Source organism: Hominisplanchenecus faecis, from assembly GCF_020687205.1.
Classification (GTDB): Bacteria; Bacillota; Clostridia; order Lachnospirales; family Lachnospiraceae; genus Hominisplanchenecus; species Hominisplanchenecus faecis.
The window spans coordinates 168,693-185,783 of sequence record NZ_JAJEQE010000001.1 but is presented as its reverse complement, the minus strand read 5'-3'; the positions used below and the strand labels follow the sequence as shown (position 1 = coordinate 185,783).

Below are 17,091 nucleotides of genomic sequence, written 5' to 3'. Positions count from 1 at the left end.
ATGGAAAAATCAGAAAAGAAACAGCCAATGATCAGGATTCGGGGGGCAAATGAAAACAATCTGAAAAGTGTGGATCTTGATATACCACGCAACCAGTTTATTGTTTTTACCGGTCTTTCTGGTTCCGGAAAATCCTCTCTGGCGTTTGATACGATCTATGCAGAGGGACAGAGGCGTTATATGGAGTCGCTTTCCTCCTATGCCAGACAGTTTTTAGGACAGATGGAGAAACCGGATGTGGAGAGTATCGAAGGACTTCCGCCGGCGATTTCCATCGACCAGAAATCAACCAACCGCAATCCGAGATCTACGGTGGGAACGGTGACAGAAATCTATGATTATTTCAGACTTTTATACGCGAGAGTTGGGACCGTACACTGTCCGAAGTGCGGAAAAGTTATCAAAAAACAGACGGTCGATCAGATGGTAGATGCGATCATGCAGCTGCCGGATCGTACCAAAATACAGCTGCTTGCACCGGTTGTACGTGGAAGAAAGGGAACGCACGCGAAGTTGCTGGAAAAAGCGAAAAAAAGTGGCTATGTCCGTGTGCGGATCGACGGCAACATGTATGAACTGAGTGAGGAGATCGCACTGGAGAAAAATATCAAGCATAATATCGAAATCGTCGTGGATCGTCTCGTGGTAAAAGAAGGGATTGAAAAAAGACTGACGGACTCACTGGAAAATGTACTGAGCCTGGCAGATGGTCTGGCGTTTGTGGAAGTGATTGATGGAGAATTGCTGCGTTTCAGCCAGAGTTTTGCCTGTCCGGACTGTGGTGTGAGTGTCGATGAGATCGAGCCGAGAAGTTTTTCCTTTAATAATCCGTTTGGTGCCTGCCCGGATTGTTACGGACTCGGATATAAGATGGAATTTGACGTAGAACTGATGATCCCGGATCCATCTCTCAGTATTCTGGATGGTGCGATCACTGTGACCGGATGGCAGTCCTGCACAGATAAAGGAAGCTTTACAAGAGCGATTCTGGATGCACTGGCTAAAGAATATCAGTTTGATCTTGCAACGCCATTTCAGGATTATCCGGAGGAAATCAAACATGTCATTATTCATGGCACCGACGGAAAAGTCCTGAAAGTGCATTACAAGGGACAGAGAGGCGAAGGAGTCTATGATGTGGCTTTTGAAGGTCTGATCCGTAATGTAGAACGACGTTATCGGGAAACAGGTTCCGATACGATGAAGCAGGAGTATGAGTCTTTCATGCGGATCACACCATGTAAGACCTGCAAAGGTCAGAGACTGAAAAAGGAAGCACTGGCTGTTACAGTAGGAGATAAAAATATCTATGAAATAACCTCACTGTCTATTGAAAAACTGCAGGAATTTATGGAAAAGCTGACACTTACAAAGCAGCAGGAACTGATCGGAAAGCAGATTTTAAAAGAGATCAGGGCACGTATCCGCTTTTTGATGGATGTTGGACTTGATTATCTGACACTTGCAAGAGCGACGGGTACTCTTTCCGGAGGTGAGGCACAGAGAATCCGTCTGGCAACCCAGATTGGTTCCGGACTGGTAGGTGTGGCCTATATTCTGGATGAGCCGAGCATTGGACTGCATCAGAGAGACAATGATAAGCTTTTGAATACATTGCGAAATCTGAGAGATCTTGGAAATACATTGATTGTGGTTGAACATGATGAAGATACCATGTTTGCTGCCGATTGCATTGTTGACATCGGCCCGGGAGCCGGTGAACATGGCGGAAAAGTGGTAGCAGTGGGAAATGCACAGGAAATTATGGCGTGTCCCGATTCCGTGACCGGGCAGTATTTAAGCGGTGCAAAGAAAATCCCTGTTCCTTCTGTACGCAAAAAGCCGACCGGCTGGCTGAAAGTGGTCGGAGCAGCAGAAAATAATCTGAAGAATATCAATGTAGATTTTCCGCTTGGTGTTATGACCTGCGTGACCGGCGTTTCCGGTTCTGGAAAAAGTTCGCTTGTCAATGAAATTTTATATAAACATCTGGCAAAAACGCTGAACCGTGCCAGAACCATTCCGGGCAAACACAAAGACATTGTCGGTATGGAACAGCTTGATAAAGTGATCGCCATTGACCAGTCACCGATCGGAAGAACACCGCGTTCGAATCCGGCAACATACACCGGCGTATTTGATCAGATACGAGATCTGTTTGCAGCAACACAGGATGCGAAAGCACGCGGCTACAAAAAAGGAAGATTCAGTTTCAATGTAAAAGGAGGACGCTGCGAGGCATGTTCCGGAGACGGAATCCTGAAAATTGAGATGCATTTTCTGCCGGATGTTTATGTTCCATGTGAAGTCTGCGGCGGAAAACGCTATAACAGGGAGACATTGGAAGTAAAATATAAAGGAAAAAGTATCTATGATGTGCTCAATATGACGGTAGAAGAAGCACTGGGATTCTTTGATTCCATTCCGTCCATAAAACGAAAGATCCAGACTTTGTATGATGTAGGATTATCCTATATCCGCCTGGGACAGCCATCCACCGAACTTTCGGGCGGTGAAGCACAGCGTATCAAACTGGCAACGGAGCTTTCCAAACGCAGCACCGGAAGAACCATTTATATTTTAGATGAGCCGACAACCGGACTGCATTTTGCAGATGTTCACAAACTGATCGAGATTCTGCAGAGACTTGCAGAAGGCGGAAATACTGTAGTTGTGATCGAACACAATCTGGATGTGATCAAAACAGCGGATTATATCATCGATATCGGACCGGAAGGCGGTGATAAAGGAGGAACCGTGATCGCGAAAGGAACGCCGGAAGAGGTGGCGAAAGCTGAGAAGTCTTATACCGGAAAATACGTGAAGAAATATCTGTGAAGATTTTCTTAATGTGCAAATGAATGTTGTAAAAAATAGTTTGGTAAAAATAGGACGCCATGATGATTCGAAAACAATCTCCTGACACGCATCGTTTCCTGTTCGGTTCGCTCGTGTGTTAGCAGCCCTTCGCCTAAACTCGCCTCTTCGAGGCTCAGACAACGGCTCTCTGGGGCGGCAACATCGCAAACCTCACGACGGAAGCCTCGCTACCGTCAGAGTGATTTGTTTTCGAATTCATCATGGCTGTATTATTTTACGCACTATGTTTTACAATGCGGTTTCGTTTGCACATTGCCAAAAGCTACTGGCCTGCCCGGGGTCGCTTAAGCGGAAAGCTTTTTCAAACCACAGATATTTGCTAAAAAACTTTCCGTTTCCATAGCGTAATCGGCTGGGCAGGAGGTGTGGAGGCTATTTCTTCTTTCAACACAAGAGGAGATGTGACCTGTCTTTTTACGTCTGGCACTCTGTAACACTTTCTGTTCATTCTTTTGTACTGAAAAAGAAAAAACGGAACTTGCGACATAAAAATGAAGAAGACACCTGCGGTGCCTTCTTCAAAGGAAAGAGAAAAATTAAAATATTTTGAGGGAGTACTACGCAACGTGTGGGTGTTGCGTAGTGTGAGTTATGAAATATATTAGCTCTTCACTAATACAGCTACAGTATAGAATAGAAATGTGTTAAAAGTATGTCTTAAATATTAATAAAAAATGAAAAGAAGAAAAAAATAAAAACCCCTTTTCAAGAAGAAAGCCGTTGTATATAATAAACCAAGGACAGACAGGGGGAAGATCCTGATGGAGAAAGGAGAACACAGGAATGAATTCAACAGATATTGGAATAGATCTTGGCACTGCGAGTATACTGGTGTACGTGAAAGGAAAAGGCGTTGTTTTAAAAGAGCCTTCCGTAGTAGCCTTTGACCGTGATACAAATAAAATCAAAGCAATCGGAGAGGAGGCAAGACTGATGCTTGGGCGTACACCAGGCAATGTCGTTGCAATTCGCCCGCTGCGTAAGGGCGTTATTTCTGATTATACCGTGACCGAACAGATGCTGAAGTATTTTATCCAGAAAGCGATCGGCAGAATGTCTTTTCGCAAACCGAGGATCAGTGTCTGTGTGCCGAGCAGCATTACAGAGGTCGAGAAAAAGGCGGTGGAAGATGCAACCTATCAGGCAGGTGCAAGAGAAGTTTCTATTATAGAGGAGCCGATCGCAGCAGCCATCGGAGCAGGGATTGATATTTCCAGACCATGCGGCAATATGATTGTGGACATCGGAGGGGGTACCTGCGATGTCGCTGTGATCTCTCTGGACGGAATTGTTGTGAGCACTTCGATCAAAGTCGCCGGTGATGATTTTGATGAGGCAATCATCCGTTATGTAAGGAAAAAACATAATCTTCTGATCGGAGAACGTACGGCAGAAGATATCAAGATCAATATTGGAACTGCGATTGAACGTCCGGATCAGAAAGTAATGGAAGTAAGAGGGAGAGATCTTGTTACCGGCCTGCCGAAAACCGTTCGTGTGACTTCAGAGGAGACAAGAGATGCTTTAAAAGAGACAACTTCACAGATCGTTGAGGCAGTACATGGCGTTCTGGAGCGTACGCCGCCGGAACTGGCAGCCGATGTTGTGGATCGTGGTATCGTGTTGACGGGGGGCGGTTCACTACTTGGGGGCCTGGAAGAGCTGATCGAAGAGAAAACAGGCATTAATACGGTGACTGCAGAAGATCCGATGACCGCAGTAGCAATCGGCACCGGGAAATTTGTGGAGCTGACAGCCGGCAATGGCAAACTGATAGAGTAAGGGGATTTAAGCAGAAATTCATGGATAAAATAAAAGGATATATAGATCATCTGATTTTTCGGAACAGTGACAATGGTTACACGGTTATGGTTGTGAACCACGAAGGAGAAGAACTGACCTGTGTGGGTACCTTCCCGGTGATCACAGAAGGGGAGCTGATCGAAGCGACCGGGCACTATACCGAACATGCAGTTTACGGGACACAGTTCCAGATCCAGAAACTGGAAATAAAAGATCCGGAAGATACGGCGGCGATCGAACGTTATCTTGGTTCCGGTGTGATCAAAGGGATCGGAATCGCACTGGCAGCCAGGATTGTGCGGAAATTTAAAGAAGATACTTTTCGCATTATGGAAGAAGAGCCGGAACGACTGGCGGAAGTCAAAGGAATCAGTGAGAAAAAGGCCCGTGAGATCTCAGAACAGGTATCAGAAAAAAGAGATATGCGAAAAGCGATGATCTTTTTGCAGCAATATGGTATTTCCAATACACTTGGAGCCAAGATTTATAAGCAGTACGGAGCAAGACTGTACGCTGTGATTCAGGACAATCCATATCAGATGGCAGACGATATAAATGGTGTTGGATTTCAAATCGCGGATGAAATAGCCTCAAAAGTCGGGATCCATACGGATTCAGATTTCCGGGTCCGCAGCGGTATTCTGCATGTGCTGACCAGGATCGCTCTGGAAGGTCATGTGTATCTGCCGAAGATGGAGCTTCTGGCAAGAACGGTGGAGCTTCTGGGCGTAAGTCAGGAGCTGGTAGAGAAACATATCATGGATCTGGCAGTAGAACGCAGGCTGATACTCAAAGAGCAGGAGGGGCAGATTTGCGTATATGGGATCAATGCCTATTACACGGAATTGAATACAGCAAAAATGCTCCATGATCTGAACATATCCTGCAAGATCGATGAGAAGAAGATCAGCAGGCGAATGGATAAGTTGGGAAAACATTCCGGGTATGAGCTCGATGAGCTTCAGAAAGAGGCAGTGGTTACAGCTGCCGGTCACGGACTTTTGGTTCTGACCGGTGGTCCGGGAACAGGAAAAACAACAACGATCAATGCAATGATCGATTATTTTGACTCAGAAGGTCTGGAAGTGCGACTGGCAGCACCAACCGGACGGGCAGCCAAACGAATGCAGGAGGCGACCGGCTGTGAAGCACAGACCATACACCGCATGCTGGAGATTTCCGGGGCAGCAGATGAGGAAGAAGGACCAAAACAGTTTGAACGAAACGAAGAGAATCCGCTGGAGGCAGATGTGATCATTGTGGATGAGATGTCCATGGTGGATATTTATCTGATGCATGCCCTGTTGAAAGCTGTCACCGTTGGAACAAGACTGATCCTGGTTGGTGACAGGGATCAGCTGCCTTCCGTGGGACCGGGAAGTGTCCTGAAGGATATCATAGAATCAGAATGTTTTCCGGTAGTGTGTCTGACACACATTTTTCGCCAGGAGGGCGGAAGTGATATCGTTTTAAATGCCCATAAGATCAATAAGGGTGAACACATCGTGATGGACAATAAGAGCCGGGATTTCTTTTTCCTGAAACGGGAAGATGCAAATGTGATCATCAGTGTTGCACTGACACTGATCCAGAAAAAATTACCTTCTTATGTAGATGCAGATCCGTATGATATCCAGGTTCTGACACCGATGCGGAAAGGGCTTCTTGGTGTGGAACGTCTCAATACGATCTTTCAGCAGTATCTCAATCCACCGTCACCGGAAAAGAATGAGAAAGATACCGGCAGATGCAAATTACGGGAAGGTGACAAAGTCATGCAGACCCGCAACAACTATCAGATGGAGTGGGAGGTACGCGGAAAATATGGGATTCCGGTTGACAAAGGCTGCGGTGTTTTTAACGGTGACATGGGCATTATCCGTGAGATCAATACATATGCAGAAATGGTGACAGTGGAATTTGATGAGTGCCGTTTTGCAGAATATTCCTTTAAAGAGCTCGAAGAGCTGGAGCTTGCCTATGCACTGACGGTGCATAAGGCACAGGGAAGTGAATATCCGGCCGTGATCCTCCCGCTGCTGAACGGACCGAGGATGCTGATGAACCGCAATCTGCTCTATACAGCGGTCACAAGAGCACGTTCCTGCGTTACGATCGTCGGAAGTCCGTATGCGGTCAATCAAATGATCGATAATAAATATGAACAGATACGCTACACATCCCTGAGGCAGCGGATCTGTGAATTTGTATTATGATTCAGGCACTGGAGGAGATGATCACGCTCCTCTATCCAAGACGCTGTCCGCTTTGTCAGGATATTTTAACAGATAAAGCGGCACTTATTTGTATGAAATGTCGAACAAAAGCAGTACCGATCAGGGGACCGAAATGTAAAACGTGTGGGAAGCCGGTGGCATCTTTGGAAACAGAGTATTGTCCGGACTGTCAGGAAAAAACGCATTTTTTTACATCGGGAAGGGCTGTTTTTCTCTATGAAGAAGAAATCAGGAAATCTGTATATCAGTTTAAATTTCACAACAAAAGAGAATATGCCGGATTTTATGTATCGGAAATGGAGCGTGTCTGTGGAGATGAGATCCGCACCTGGAATCCGGATGTGATCATTCCGATTCCGATGTATAAGAGAAAAAAGAGACAAAGGGGATACAATCAGGCAGAAATACTGGCAAAATGTCTTGGGAAAAGGCTTCAGATCCCGGTTGATACAAAAAGCCTTGTGCGTGTACGGAAAACGATACCGCAGAAAAGTCTTGGAAGAAAAGAAAGAGAAATAAATCTGAAAAATGCTTTTAAAACTTCGACAAATGCGTTAGAATTAAAGAAAGTACTGCTTGTGGATGATATCTATACAACTGGGGTTACGATGGACGAAGCGGCGAAGGTGCTTTGGATGGCGGGAGCAGAAGAAGTACATTTTCTTGTGCTTTGTACAGGAAAACCGGATTGCTGAGAGATACTTTTCAGAAACCGGATTTTATGTTATACTGAAAAAAAGACAGAGGAATCATTAAGGGGTAACTATGCTGAACAAGAAAAAAATACGAACAATGTCTAAAATTGCAGTTATGGAAAAGCACCATGGGGAGGAACTGCAAAAAGCCAGAGAATATTATCGCAGTGATTATGTGGCAGTACAGCTGCTGAAAAATGCGTGTTATCTTACTGTCGCATATATGATCGGACTTCTGCTCTGGGGAGTGGCCAATATGGATATGCTGATCGAGAAGCTTAACCGTATGCAGATCAAGGGGATACTGACCGGAGTGATCGTCAGCTATCTGCTGTGTATGACCGCAGGTCTGCTGCTTACCTATGTGATAACTATGAAACGGTATTTTTACGGGCAGGAGCTGTTCCGGCACTATCAGGTGCTGCTGCAGAGACTGGAAGATGAAGATGATATAGAAATACTGGAAGTGACAGATCTCAGGAGGAAAAAGTGAAGGGAATTTATAATATCAGGACATTATTCGAAAAATATTACAGTGAATATGGAAATTACATCGATGCCGCTGCCAAATTTGTTACAGCGTTGATTCTGTTTATGCAAATCAATGGTCGGATTGGCGGAAAAAGCATTTTTGGAAATATTTTTGTGGAACTGATTCTGGCACTGGTCTGTGCGATCCTGCCGCCGAATGTTATGATTGTACTGGCATTTGTCGCAGCACTACTGCAGTTTGCGTCCGTATCAATCGCATCGCTGGCAGTCGGAGGAGGCGTTTTGCTGGCAGTACTGCTTTTATATTTTGCATTTGCATCGAGACAGGCATGGGCCATGCTACTGACAATCCTCGGACTTTTCTTCCATGTCCCGTGTATCGTACCGATCAGTTTCGGGCTGATGGGAAGTACGATGTCCGCAGCAGGTATGGCTGCGGGAACGGTATTTTACTATACGTTATTGACGATAGGAAAGCTGGGCGGTGCATCGGTGGATCTTGCGATGGCAAAACAGAGCACTGCGGAAAAGATCCTTGCAGAACTGCAGACAATGATCGATACGCTTCTGAGTGAGCAGGAGATGATCCTGATGCTGGTTGTGCTGCTGGCAGTATTTGCTGTTGTATTTCTGGCAAGAAGGATGGCGATGAAGCATGCATGGAAAGTTGCGATCGCAGCGGGTACGGTCATTTATCTGGTGCTGATGATGGCAGGTTACATGATGCTGCATCTGGAGATCGGGATTTTATGGATCCTGATCGGAACATTGATCTCGGCGGCAGTGGCATTTCTGCTGGAACAGTTGTTTTTTAATCTGGATTACCGCAAAATAGAAAATCTTCAGTTTGAAGATAATGATTATTATTACTATGTCAAGGCAGTACCGAAACGACACCGAAACGATGAGGACAGTCAGGAAATGGAAGCGGGAAGAATCGACAGGAAAGGACGTGAACATCATGATGGGCATGAAACAATTCATTCATAGTTATCTTTCCAGCCTTACGTTTACTTATTCCGATGTGTTGGAGATCATCATACTTTCCTTTGTAGTGTACCACATCCTGATCTGGATCCGGAACACCCGGGCGTGGACTCTGATGAAGGGCATCCTGGTCATGATTGTTTTTATCTTTATTGCCACACTTCTGAACCTGGATTCCATTCTGTTTCTGGTCAGCAAAGGCATCAATGCGATCCTTGTGGCAACGGCCGTTATTTTTCAGCCGGAGCTGAGGAGGGCTCTGGAACAGCTTGGCGAAAAGAAGTTCCTTTCTTCGCTGCTACCGTTTGATATGGAAAAAGATGCAGAGGAACGTTTCAGCGACAAGACCGTCAACGAGCTGGTGAAAGGCTCCTTTGAGATGGGAAAAGCAAAGACCGGTGCTCTGATCGTTCTGGAAAAAAACACCAAGCTTACCGAGTATATAAGAACCGGTATCGAGCTGGATTCTCTGGTTACCAGTCAGCTTTTGCTGAATATTTTTGAGCATAATACACCGCTGCATGACGGAGCAATCATTGTCAGAGGAAACCGTATTATTTCCGCAACCTGTTATCTGCCTCTTTCGGATAACATGGAGCTGAGTAAAGAGCTTGGTACCCGCCACAGAGCCGGTGTCGGTATCAGCGAAGTGACAGATTCTCTGACGATTATTGTTTCAGAAGAGACGGGAAAGGTATCCATTGCACAGAAAGGTGTTCTTACCAGAGATGTGACACCGGAAGAACTGAAAGAACAGCTGGTTATTCTTCAGGATAAAAATGTAAATACAAAAAGATTTAAATTCTGGAAAGGAAAAGGCAAGAATGAGGAAAATATCAACCAGAATAAAGAGAATATTGACCAGTAATCTTGGCCTGAAAATAGTGTCGGTGCTGGTTGCCTGCATGATGTGGATTTTTGTAGTCAATGTGGATGATCCGGAAAAAGTGCAGTCCTTTTCGGATGTAAAAGTGGAAATCCGCAACAGTGACTGTTTTGGCGTGGACAAGACATTCAGTGTTCAGGAGGATACCGATAAAGTAAAAGTATGGGTGAAAGCGAGAGCATCTGTGCTGAACAAGCTTCAGTCAAAAGATTTTAAAGTGGTTGCCGATATGCGGAATGTGACGCTCGGCAATGCAGTGCCATATACACTGGAATGTACCAGCAGTGCACTCACCAAGGCAAACTGGGAGTGTGAACCGGCATCCCTGAAGATCAAGATTGAAAATGTTGTGCAGGAATCGTTCGGTGTGGAAGTGGATACGACCGGGGAGCCGGCCGATGGATATGACATCGGGACTTCTACGATCAAAGAGGGCGATACGATCAATATTGCGGGGGCGGAGTCGCTGATGAATATCATTCACAGAGTCAGTATATCGGTGAGCGTGAACGGACTTTCTTCGGATAAAACAGTAAAAGGAAATATTGTTGTCACCGATAAAAATGGCACCGATTTTACACAGAGCCAGTTGGATAAGCTGGTCTTTACAACGAGCAGCGGCGACCTGATCAAAGATGGCGTGTTAAGTGCAAAGATCCAGCTCTGGAAAGTAGAACAGAATGTAAAAGTAAATATCGGAACTTACGGTGACCCGGCACCGGGATACTGTGTGTCCGAAGTGAAAGTGACTCCGGAGAATATCAGCATTGTCGGAGATGAAGAGACACTTGCAGAATTGAACGGGGAACTTTCTTTAACGGATATGATCTCTGTAGAAGGTGTTTCAGAAAGTTTTACCTCTGATACGATTAATCTTGCGGATTATCTGAAAGAAAATTATAAAGATAAATTAAAAGTAAAGAGCGGAACGGCTTCAACCTTATCAGTTCGTGTTATTATGGAGAAGATGGGAACCAAGAAAATTGATATTCCTCTCTCTGCGATTACGATAAAAGGAAGACCGACCGATCTGGATATGGTATTGACACCTGCAGATAAGATCACGGTAGAAGTTGCAGCAGTAGACGGATCGTTGGATAATATTGATCAGAATGATGTCAAGGCAGTGTTGGATCTGACTTCTTATCAGAAAGAAGGGAGACATGAAGTTCCGGTTCAGATTACCCTGCCGGATGGCTACGAACTGACTTCGGAAGTGAAGATTGTCGTAAACCTGACCAAAAAGCAGAAGACAAGCGGCAGCAATACGGTGATTTCAGCTGCGGAGGAGTAGAAGTGAGTAAAAATTATTACAGGGAAAACCGCAGAATGCGGTAACAGGAGGGTAAACTTATGGTAAGTCAGAAGGTAAGAGTGAAAAATCCTTCCGGTCTTCATTTACGTCCGGCAGGAGTACTTTGCAGTACAGCGTTACAGTTTAAGTGCCGCGTCAGATTTACATTTCGTGAAGCGACTGTGAATGCAAAGAGCGTACTCAGTGTGCTGGGAGCCTGCGTAAAGGAAGGTGATGAGATCACGTTCGAATGTGAAGGGGAAGACGAGGATCAGGCACTTGCCACGATGGTAAAGGCTGTGGAAGAAGGACTTGGAGAAGAACAGAAAAATTAAGATCTTCAGGAAACGTACATGAAAATCCGCCCGGTTGTTTTGAATGACCGGGCGGGTTTTTGCTTTTCTGTATTCTCTTGTTTACGTCAAAGATCTATTTTCCGGTGTTAAAGTACAGTGGATCAGTAGGGTCATAGCTCTGAGAGAGTGGGATTTTAATGCCTTTTGGTTTACCGAGCGGTCCCGGGTTTGGAGAATCGTATACTACAACGGTCGTACCGATCGGAACGGTGTTGAACAGCCAGTAGGCATCTCCCATACTCAGGCGAATGCAGCCTTCAGAAGCCTGAGTGCCGAGCAGGTTGTATTTATAGGCCGGCAGATTTTTTCTGCCAAGCTGTGGCTGTGGGATCGAATGAAACAGGATTTCACTTGTGATGTGAGAACAGTAATATCCAAACGAAGGTCCATAAAGTGCATGGGTATACAGTTTATCCTGGATCGTGAATGTACCGAGCGGAGTTCCGTTGTTCAGACCGGTTGAGCATATCATGGCACGCACCGGAGTATTGCCTTTGTAGACAGTAACTACATTTTGCTGTCGGTTTACTTTTACGGTCCAGTTCCCTTCCAGAGCACGGCTTGAGATTCCGGAATCTGAGAATGTATAGGAGGTGCCGCCGATATTTTTAGCACCGGTCACCATGACACCATCGGACGGATTCAGATAATAGTACTTACCATTATAGTACAGCCATCCGGTATGCATGGAGCCGTAATCATTGAAAAAGTACGTTTTTCCGTCAATCGTTTTAAAGCCTCTGGTGATTTCGCCCTTTGCGTTTGCATAATATTTGCGGCTGCCATAGACGGTCCAGCCTTTTCCGAGAACACCGCTTGAATCAAAAACATAGATTTTCTTTTTGATCTGCTGTACGCCGATGTAAGGTACGCCCATCTTATTTCCCGAAGCATCGGCATAATATTTTTTGCCTTTAGCTTTGAACCATCCGGTCTGAAGGGTGCCGTCTTTTCCGACGCGACACTTTTTCCCATCTTTTTTTACCCATTTGTTTTTATACATGGCTCCTGTTTTTTTGTTCAGGCAGTACCATTTGTTTTTATAAAGGAACCATCCGGTCTGAAGGGTGCCGTTACTGTTCAGATAATACGTTTTTCCGTTGGAAGTTACCCAGCCTTTTTTGGCAAGCGTACCATTTGCTTTTGTAAAATAAGTTTTGTTTTTGTAAGTAACTTTTCCGATCATCATTGCTCCGGTGCTGTCGAAAAAATAAGTCTTTCCTTTATATTTCCGACGGCCGGTCTTTGCGGTTCCGGAAGCACTGATCAGATATTTTTTTCCATTTAAAGCCTGAAGTCCCTTTGGAAGTGATTTTCCGTTGGCTCCGAAACAGTAAATTTTGCCGCCAAGGGTAATGGTACGGTTTGTAAACAGCTGATAATTGGCTCCGGCATAATACCAGGAGATACCACTTGCTGATTTTATGGAGAAAAGACCTGTTTTTACAGATCCGTCCGCAAGGAAATAATAAGGTTTTTGGGCGAGGTACATGACACCTTCCTGGGATGGCGTAAAAAGATAGCCGTCCGGGTCAAAATAATATACTTTCTGATCAATGCTGCAAAATCCTGTGGCACGGGAACCGTTCTCTGTCAGAAAGAAACGCCCCAGGGCATCTGAATTCCAGCCATATGTGACAGGTGTTTCCGTTTTCGCATCTGGTGCAGCATAAATAGCCTGCGGGATACAGAAAATCAGGGCAGATGCCAAAATGCTGGCAGACAATATTTTCTTAAAATGCATAAACTCCTCCATTCCCTGCAAATTTGCAGTCAAATAAAACATGGATTATAAAAGATAATTCGGTTACCATTACTTTACTATAAAATGATGCAAGTGTCAAAAGTCTAAATTGCGATCAGGCTTGTACAAATGAGCAATCTAGACTTATTGACACACCGAACACCGAAAACGTAATAAAATGTCGTGTATGCGGCATTTTATGGGAGTTTGAGGTAGTTCCGGTGCAATCCGAAACAAAAAATTAAATAATAATTAAGAAAAATTAACAGAGGTTTAAGAGATTGACAGGCAGACCTTTTTAGGGTACTATATAAAGTAATGTGTATCACAAAAATGAACGAAAATAAGAAGTGATTTTTACATTGTGGTTGTAAAAATAAGAAGAAATTACGAGAGTATTTCGAAATCAGGAGGAAAAGATGAAGAAAATATTAAAAAATCTGGCAGCAGCTGCGATACTGGGACTTGTGTTCTGCACGGGGGTCACATCACATGCTTCGAATGGAAACGTTGTTCTGGTACTGGATCCCGGACATGATGTACACGATGCAGGTGCGAGACGTACCTGGAACGGTGTGACTTATGCGGAGGAGACCATTACTTTAAAAATGGCACAGTACTGTAAAGAAGAGCTGGAAAAATACTCCGGTATCGTTGTTTATATGACAAGGTTCAGCAATAATGTGGACATGGATCGCTATGACCGTGTAAAAGTGGCAAAAGATCTGGGAGCAGATGCACTGGTGAGCCTGCACATCAATTCAACCGGAAATCAGCAGGATACCGTTTCCGGAGCACTTGCCTATGTGCCAATCTCAACCAACAAAGCAGATTATGCTGTGGAAGCAAGAGCACTTGCTGCGGATATTGTGAGCAATCTTTCAACGGTCGGAATGAAGAATCTCGGCTATCTGAAAGGGGAAGGACTTGGCATTATCTATTATGGAAGGCAGTGGAAGATCCCGACCATGATCATAGAGCATGGATTTGTGAACAATCCTTCTGACTGTCTGAAATATTATGGAAGCGATGACAAGATCAAAGCGGTGGCTGTTGCAGATGCAACTGCGATCGCACGCCATTACGGTATCACGAAAATGCGTGGCTGGAATCAGATCGGAGGTGAATGGATTTATCTGGATAAGAACGGCAATAAGAAAACCGGATGGATTACCGATGCAGGCAAAGAATATTATCTGGACGAGGAAGGGCATAAAGTTTCCGGATTTGTAAAAATTAATGATAAAAAATATTATTTTAATGAAGACGGAAGTGCCTACAGCGGATTCCTTCAGGCAAACGGTGCCCTGTACTATGTGAAAAACGGCGGTCAGGTGATGACGGGCCGGTTTAAAATAGGCGAGAAACAGTACTATGCAGCAAAGGGCGGCAAACTGTATCGTGGATTTAAGGTACGCAAAGGTTACAAATACTATTTTGATCCAGAAACCGGAGCAGCACTTAGCGGATTGCAGAAGATCGGAGCAAACTATTATTATTTTGATGTGGCAGGACGTATGCAGACCGGCTGGGTAAAAGTCGGTTCCAGAACCTGTTATTTTAAAAAGTCTACCGGTGTGAGAAGAAGCGGATGGTTCAAATACAGAGGCAAATATTATTATCTGAATCCGAAAACCGGAGCCAAAATGAAAAAACGCTGGGTAGTATATAATGGAAACTATTATTATCTGGACAGGAAAGGTGTCCGCCTTACCGGCACTAAGGCAGTGATCGACGGCAAAAAGTATCGTTTTGATGCAAATGGCATCTGCAAAAAGAAGACAAGAGCAGAGGCAGCCAGACAGAAGGCAGAACAGGTGACACCGGAAACGAAAGCACTTTCGGAATAAAGGAGAAAAAGTCGGATGGCGATCAAAGGATTCGAGATTCTGCTGTGGTTTCTTATCATTCCGCTTGCAGCAGGAAATCTTCCTGTTTTTGAGACAGGGAAGGAGAAAGACTGGTTCGTGCGAATGACAGATGCTCTGATCTGCGGTTATGTTCTGCTATTTGCAGTATTTGAGCTGCTGGCGTTGCCGCTCATTTTTACCAGGCAGTCATTTGCAGTTCTGAAATACAGCTATGAGATACTTGCCTGTGTGCTGGCTCTGGCAGGAGTCATCTTTGCCTGGAAAAATAAAAAGAACAGGGCAGATGGAGCAGAACGGAAAAAGAGCCTTTCACGAAAAAAAATTCCAGCGGCCATGTGGCTTGCATTTCTGCTGGTCGCCATACAGATGGGAGCTTATGTTTTTGGCATGGCAACGGATCTGGATGACGCCTTTTATGTGGCAACGGCAACCACGACCCTGGAGACGAACGGGATGTTCACGTACGATGCCTATACTGGAATGCTGGCATCGTATCTTCCGGCGAGATATGTGTTTGCACCCTTTCCGATCCTGCTTGCATTCTACAGTGATATGGTGCATATGCATGCGGCGGTTGTGGCACATACGGTCGAACCGGTCTTCTTTCTTCTGATCTCCTATCTTGTCTACTGGAAGATCGGAAGGAAGCTGTTTGATAAAGATGATCGGAAAGTGGGACTGTTTCTGCTGTTTCTGGTGCTGATCCAGATGTTTTCTTATTATTCAGTCTACACGCAGGGAACATTTCTGTCGATCCGTATCTGGCAGGGAAAGGCTCTTCTGGCATCGTTTGTGCTTCCGGCGATCTTTTTGCAGGCAAAGGAATGTATGGAAATGAATCGGATGTGCGATGCATGGGTGACATTGTTTTTGATGATGACATCGGCATGTCTGGTGTCCGGCATGGGTATTATGCTGGCACCGATCATGCTGGGGCTTATGACACTTTTGTATGCGGTGAAAGACAGAAACCGGGGAAACATAAAAAGAGCAGTGATATGCTGCCTGCCGAATGTTATCTGTGCGGCGGCATATGTGATCATACGCTAGAAGAAAGGGTAGAATCATGATAACAGCATTTCAGATTGCCATAGAAAGGGCAGGCTGGTACATCGGAAGTGGATGGCATTATCTGTTGTTTGCAGCAGCACTCCTCTTTCTGATCCTGAAACGTGATGACAAAGAAAACCGTAAATGGCTGGTGGGGTATACCCTGTTATTTGCAGCCGTTTATATCTGTCCGCTTACGGCAAGGATCATTATGAAATACTGCATTGGTGGATTTGTTTACTGGAGAATGTTCTGGATTCTGCCAACGTCCGTGATTTTAGCCTATGTGGCAGTGAGCGTATGTACAGCAGGAAAGAAAAAAACGATTCAGGCTGTATGTGCATCTCTGCTGATGGCACTGATCATCGTGACCGGAAAGAATCCTTATGTGGGCGGTCAGGCCATCTATCAGAAATCAGTCAATATGCAGAAACTTCCGGCGGATGTGTGTCAGATCAGTAACCTGATAGCCGACACAAGAGCAGAAGGTGAGACGGCTCTTGCAGTGATGCCAGAAGATCTGGTCGGTTATGTGCGGCAGTATGATGCATCGATCCGGCTGCTTTACGGAAGGCGTTCCAAATCAGAGAAACCAGTGCGGAAAATCCGCCGTCAGATGCGAAAAGAACAGCCGAAGATCAAAAAGCTGATCCGCAGGATAAGACAGCAGGGCGTGAATTATCTGGTTTTTCTTGCAGATGAACAGCAGGATGCTAAAATTCAGAGAAATGGATTTGAAAAGATAGGAAAAGTAGGGGGTTACTCGGTCTATAAAGATAAATGGTAAGCATAATCC

The 17,091-nt window shown here is 45.0% G+C and carries 13 protein-coding genes; 12 read left to right on the top strand and 1 reads right to left on the bottom strand.

Translation table 11 applies throughout. The annotated features are described in order from the left end of the window. The 9 genes from uvrA to LKD42_RS00775 all read left to right on the top strand — a co-directional run bounded on the left by uvrA (position 1) and on the right by LKD42_RS00775 (position 11,609). Positions 1-2,838 (top strand): excinuclease ABC subunit UvrA, encoded by a 2,838-nt coding sequence (uvrA, locus tag LKD42_RS00815; protein ID WP_248834524.1) that lies wholly within the window; start codon positions 1-3, stop codon positions 2,836-2,838. A gap of 825 nt (positions 2,839-3,663) precedes the next feature. After that, on the top strand, positions 3,664-4,662 hold the full coding sequence (mreB, locus tag LKD42_RS00810) for a rod shape-determining protein (RefSeq protein WP_147632557.1): 999 nt from the start codon (positions 3,664-3,666) through the stop codon (positions 4,660-4,662). A 20-nt stretch (positions 4,663-4,682) separates the two neighbouring features. After that, on the top strand, positions 4,683-6,899 hold the full coding sequence (gene recD2 / locus LKD42_RS00805) for an SF1B family DNA helicase RecD2 (protein ID WP_248834523.1): 2,217 nt from the start codon (positions 4,683-4,685) through the stop codon (positions 6,897-6,899). Next, positions 6,896-7,615, top strand: coding sequence for a ComF family protein (locus LKD42_RS00800; RefSeq protein ID WP_147632559.1), 720 nt, complete (start codon positions 6,896-6,898; stop codon positions 7,613-7,615). Before recD2 ends, LKD42_RS00800 begins: the two co-directional genes overlap by 4 nt. 97 nt (positions 7,616-7,712) lie before the next feature. Then, on the top strand, positions 7,713-8,108 hold the full coding sequence (locus tag LKD42_RS00795; protein ID WP_147632560.1) for a hypothetical protein: 396 nt from the start codon (positions 7,713-7,715) through the stop codon (positions 8,106-8,108). Beyond that, the gene (locus LKD42_RS00790) at positions 8,105-9,097 is read left to right on the top strand and encodes a hypothetical protein (protein ID WP_248834522.1); all 993 of its coding nucleotides are present in this window, start codon (positions 8,105-8,107) and stop codon (positions 9,095-9,097) included. Before LKD42_RS00795 ends, LKD42_RS00790 begins: the two co-directional genes overlap by 4 nt. Beyond that, positions 9,069-9,962: a diadenylate cyclase CdaA gene (gene cdaA, locus LKD42_RS00785; RefSeq protein WP_248834521.1), complete on the top strand. Its 894-nt coding sequence runs from the start codon at positions 9,069-9,071 to the stop codon at positions 9,960-9,962. The genes LKD42_RS00790 and cdaA overlap by 29 nt, the downstream gene beginning before the upstream one ends. Then, the gene (locus LKD42_RS00780) at positions 9,919-11,274 is read left to right on the top strand and encodes a CdaR family protein (RefSeq protein WP_248834520.1); all 1,356 of its coding nucleotides are present in this window, start codon (positions 9,919-9,921) and stop codon (positions 11,272-11,274) included. The genes cdaA and LKD42_RS00780 overlap by 44 nt, the downstream gene beginning before the upstream one ends. A gap of 59 nt (positions 11,275-11,333) precedes the next feature. Beyond that, positions 11,334-11,609 carry an HPr family phosphocarrier protein gene (locus LKD42_RS00775; RefSeq protein WP_022119695.1) on the top strand — a complete coding sequence of 92 codons (276 nt, stop codon included), beginning with the start codon at positions 11,334-11,336 and terminating at the stop codon, positions 11,607-11,609. A 94-nt stretch (positions 11,610-11,703) separates the two neighbouring features. On the opposite strand, the gene LKD42_RS00770 is transcribed toward LKD42_RS00775, so the two are convergent. Then, positions 11,704-13,374 carry a L,D-transpeptidase family protein gene (locus LKD42_RS00770; protein WP_248834519.1) on the bottom strand — a complete coding sequence of 557 codons (1,671 nt, stop codon included), beginning with the start codon at positions 13,372-13,374 and terminating at the stop codon, positions 11,704-11,706. 419 nt (positions 13,375-13,793) lie between these two features. Between LKD42_RS00770 and LKD42_RS00765 the strand changes: the two genes are divergently transcribed. Genes LKD42_RS00765 through LKD42_RS00755 form a run of 3 tightly spaced genes read left to right on the top strand, consistent with a single transcriptional unit; the run spans position 13,794 to position 17,082 of the window. Continuing rightward, positions 13,794-15,224, top strand: a complete 1,431-nt coding sequence (locus tag LKD42_RS00765; protein WP_248834518.1) for an N-acetylmuramoyl-L-alanine amidase — start codon at positions 13,794-13,796, stop codon at positions 15,222-15,224. 15 nt (positions 15,225-15,239) lie between these two features. Further along, positions 15,240-16,295, top strand: a complete 1,056-nt coding sequence (locus LKD42_RS00760) for a DUF6077 domain-containing protein (RefSeq protein ID WP_248834517.1) — start codon at positions 15,240-15,242, stop codon at positions 16,293-16,295. A gap of 16 nt (positions 16,296-16,311) precedes the next feature. Further along, positions 16,312-17,082, top strand: coding sequence for a hypothetical protein (locus LKD42_RS00755; RefSeq protein ID WP_248834516.1), 771 nt, complete (start codon positions 16,312-16,314; stop codon positions 17,080-17,082). Positions 17,083-17,091: the final 9 nt, after the last annotated feature.